The following is a 936-nucleotide window of genomic DNA, read 5'->3' on the forward strand; positions in this document are numbered from 1 at the left end:
CATAGTAACTTCAAGTCCTGCTTGCTCTAATTGATGTTTGAATGCAACTATTTCCCGTTTCTGTGGTGCTTTAATTCTTGAATTGCTTGTTGGGTTGTATTGTAACACGTTAATCATAACTTTTTTGCCCCGAAACCATTTTGCAAGTTGTCTTACATCTGAGGGCCGGTCATTTATACCCGGTAAAAGCAAATACGCAAAGACAATTTTGCGATTATGCCTTTCAGAATAGGATAAGGCTTGCTTAACAACATCTTCAATAGCATATATGCGCATGTGAGGAATAATACGATTTCTTGCAGATTGTGTTGCTGCGTGTAAAGATATTGTCAACTGAATTTTAAGATGTTCCTCGCGCAATTTTTTTAATTGATCGACCGGACCAACTGTTGATATGGTAATGCCGTCGGTTGGAAAGTTGAGCCCATATCTATCTCGGAGAATATGGATTGCTTTTATCAAGTTGTCATAATTGAATAAAGGCTCTCCCATACCCATAAAAACGATACGGTTTACTTTTCGACGCAACAATATAATCTGTTGTACGATTTCTGACGATGTTAGATTACGAACAAAGCCATTTCGCCCGGACTCACAAAAAATACAACCAACAGGACAACCGACTTGTGTGCTCACGCAAACAGTTCCACCATCTCGCCGCTTGATAAAAACCGTTTCAATGTATTTGTTGTCTTTCAGTTCGTAAACATACTTTTCAGTATCACTGCTTTTGCAAATATTTTTTACCAACATTGATAGATTTTTTTTGCGTGGTAATTGCTTATATAATTCTTCATATAAGGCTTTTGCTTCATTCTCGCCAATAACTTCCGACATTTCTTTGTAAGTAAATCCGTATGGATCATTCCGTACTTCCGCAGGCGTATATTTAGGTAAACGTTTCATTTTTATATCCTTTCTTCTAAATAATAAAAG

At 36.9% G+C, this 936-nt stretch carries 1 protein-coding gene; it reads right to left on the bottom strand.

The window, feature by feature from the left end:
* Nucleotides 1-906, bottom strand: a 906-nt coding sequence (locus DPN68_RS13030; RefSeq protein WP_133256614.1) for a 23S rRNA (adenine(2503)-C(2))-methyltransferase RlmN, incomplete at its 3' end; no start/stop codon positions are given.
* Nucleotides 907-936 lie beyond the last annotated feature (30 nt).

Source organism: Flavobacterium tibetense, assembly GCF_003293845.1.
Taxonomy (GTDB): Bacteria; Bacteroidota; Bacteroidia; order Flavobacteriales; family Flavobacteriaceae; genus Flavobacterium; species Flavobacterium tibetense.